This window comes from Nocardia sp. CC201C, from assembly GCF_030010695.1.
Lineage (GTDB): Bacteria > Actinomycetota > Actinomycetes > Mycobacteriales > Mycobacteriaceae > Nocardia > Nocardia otitidiscaviarum.
Window position 1 is genome coordinate 1 of the sequence record NZ_JASCXP010000595.1, and the last position, 3,182, is coordinate 3,182.

Annotated in this window: 1 protein-coding gene; it reads right to left on the minus strand. The window is 71.3% G+C overall.

Annotation, left to right across the window (positions count from 1 at the left end; genetic code table 11):
• Window positions 1-2,686, minus strand: a 2,686-nt coding sequence (locus QK444_RS34605) for a translation initiation factor IF-2 N-terminal domain-containing protein (RefSeq protein ID WP_282786218.1), incomplete at its 3' end; no start/stop codon positions are given.
• Window positions 2,687-3,182: the final 496 nt, after the last annotated feature.

The following is a 3,182-nucleotide window of genomic DNA, read 5'->3' on the forward strand; positions in this document are numbered from 1 at the left end:
CCACCGCCAGATCCATGGCTTCCACCGCGGCGGACGCCGCGTCGGCGGCCTCGTGCGCGGAATCCTCGGCCTGGTGGGCGGCCATGGCCAGCGCTACCGGGTGGGCCCGCTTGGCGGCGGCCTTCTCCTCGGTCGGCGGGGCCTTCTCCTCCACCACGGCCGGTTCCGGCGCGGCGGCGGCCTTCTCGCCCTTGTCCTTGCGGCGACGACGACCCTCGCGGCGGCCCCCGCCCTCCTCCGCCGGAGCGGACTCGACCGGATAGTCGTGCACCAGGATGCCGCGCCCGTGGCAATGCTCACAGGTGGTGGAGAACGCCTCGACCAGGCCGGTCCCCAGCTTCTTGCGGGTCATCTGGACCAGGCCCAGCGAGGTCACCTCGGACACCTGGTGGCGGGTGCGGTCACGACCCAGCGCCTCGGTGAGGCGGCGCAGCACCAGATCCCGGTTGGACTCCAGCACCATGTCGATGAAGTCGACGACGATCATGCCGCCGATATCGCGCAACCGCATCTGGCGGACGATCTCCTCGGCCGCCTCCAGATTGTTGCGGGTGACCGTCTCCTCCAGGTTGGAGCCGCCGGAACCGGTGAACTTACCGGTGTTCACGTCGATCACGGTCATGGCCTCGGTGCGGTCGATCACCAGGGTGCCGCCCGAGGGCAGCCACACCTTGCGGTCGAGCGCCTTGGCCAGCTGCTCGTCGATGCGGAACGCGCCGAACACGTCCACGGCGCTGTTGTCGTGGCGCTCGACCCGGCTCAGCATGTCGGGGGCGACCGTGCGCACATAGTTCTCGACGGTGGTCCAGGCGCGTTCGCCCTCGATGACCAGCTTGGAGAAGTCCTCGTTGAACAGGTCGCGCACGACCTTGACCAGCAGGTCGGGCTCCTCGTACAGCGTCTTGGGCGCGCCGGAGCCGTTCTTGGCCTGCTCCTCGATGGTGCGCCAGGTCTTCTGCAACCGCTCCACGTCGCGGGCGAGCTCGGATTCGCTCACGCCCTCCGAGGCGGTGCGAATGATGACGCCCGCGTCCTGCGGCACGATATCGCGCAGGATCTCCTTGAGCCGCTTGCGCTCGGTATCGGGCAGCTTGCGCGAGATACCGGTGGAGGTGCCACCGGGCACGTACACCAGGAAGCGACCGGCCAGGCTGATCTGGGTGGTCAGGCGGGCGCCCTTGTGGCCCACCGGATCCTTGGAGACCTGCACCAGCACGGTGTCACCGGGCCTGAGCGCCTGCTCGATCTTGCGCTCCTTGCCGCCGAGCCCGGCGGCCTCCCAGTTCACCTCACCCGCGTACAGCACGCCGTTGCGACCGCGGCCGATGTCGACGAACGCCGCCTCCATCGAGGGCAGCACGTTCTGCACCTTGCCCAGGTACACATTGCCGACCATGGAGGCCGACCCGGTGCTGGTGACGAAGTGCTCGACCAGGATGTTGTCCTCGAGCACCGCCACCTGGGTGGTGGAGGTCGGGTGCTCGGCGAAGTGCTTCTCCCGCACCACCATCACGCGGTCCACCGACTCGCGCCGCGCCAGGAACTCCGACTCGGTCAGGATCGGCGGGCGACGGCGACCGGCCTCGCGGCCGTCGCGGCGACGCTGGCGCTTGGCCTCGAGCCGGGTGGAACCGGTGATGCCCTGCACCTCGTCGGCGTTCTTCTCGGCGCGCCGCTTGTTGCGCGGTTCGCGCTCGTGCACGACGGTGTTCGGCGGATCGTCGTCGGCGGGCTCGTTGTCGCCGTCCTCCCCGCCCTTGCGGCGGCGGCGCCGACGGCGACGGCGGGAACTGGCGCCCTCCGGCACGGCCGACTCCTCGGCGTCATCCTCGCCGGATTCGCCCTCGGCCGACGCCTCGGCGGCGGCGGTCCGCGTCTCGTCCTCGTCGTCGGTATCCGATTCGGACTCCGAGGCGTTGTCCTCGCCCTCGTTCTGCTGCTCGCCGCGACCTCGGCCACGACCGCGACGGCCCCGGCGGCGACGGCGGGAGGCCCCGTCGTTCTTGTCGCGGTTCTCGTCCCAGTCGCCCTCGTCGGTGCCGTCCTCGGCGGGTGCGGGCTCCTCGGCGGTCGCGGGCTCCTCGGCGGCGGGCGCGGTCTCCTCGACCGGCTCCTCCTTGGGCTTGCGCTCGACGCGGCGCTTGCGGCGCAACTCCTCGGCGGCGGTGGCGTCCGGCGGCAGGAACAGCGGTGCGGCCACCACGGCGGGGGGCTCGAAGACCACGGATTCCTCGGCGGCCGGTGCCACGGACTGGAACGGACTGGCGAACAGGGTGGTCGGCTTGTGCGCGGCGGTCGACTCGGCGGCCTCGGCCTGCTCGACCTCCTCGGCGGCCAGCTCGTCGGCGGCCCGGTCGTCGCCCGCGGCAATGGCCTCGTCGACGGTCGCGGCGGCCTGATCGGCCGCGGCCACCACTGCCCTGGTCTCGGCCGCGGTCGCCTCGGCGGCTACGGTCCCGGACGTCGGGGCGGCGGTGCCCGGGGCGGCGTCGCCGGGCACGGTCGCGGCGGTCACCGCCACGTCACGCGGCCCGAACGCGTCACGCACGGTTTCGGCGACGGTGCGGTCCAGGCTGGATTGGGGGCTGCGGGCTTGCGCGCCCATCTCGGTCAGGTGGGCAAGGATGCGTTTGCTGGTCGTGCCCAGCAACTTCGCCAGTGCGTGCACTCGGATCCGTTCCGGCAACTGTTCGGCGGCCGGGGCGGTAGCCGACTGTCCCTGTCCCGAACGGCCCGCCTCCCCTTCACCGTTCACCTGCGATGCGTCCTGCGGCTCTTGTTCGGCCACGAATTCTCCTCGGACCCCCGGGCGCGTCCCTCTGGGAGTGACGCGGCCGACGCGGGGGCACTGTCCGTTCGCCTCGGTGCCCGGTGGGCTCGAGGTCGTATGGTCTCGCCCCGCGTGTCCGGTGTTCGCCTGTTGTTGTCGTCGTTCGGCTAACTGGTCACGCGGCGCCTGGCTGGTTGGCTCAACACCACCGCACGAGCGTTCATCCAGCGTGCCGCCCGACAGCCGAGTCTCGGAAGCTGCCGGCGGCAGCGATGACCGTCCGTCATGCTGCGGTGCCTCGGTTGTGGCCGCCACCTGCCGCTAGTGACCGGCGTCGGCTACATCCGCTGCCCAGTATCCCACACTGTGTTTGATTGCCTCCGCTCCGCTCCGGCGGGTTCGCGGCGCTGGA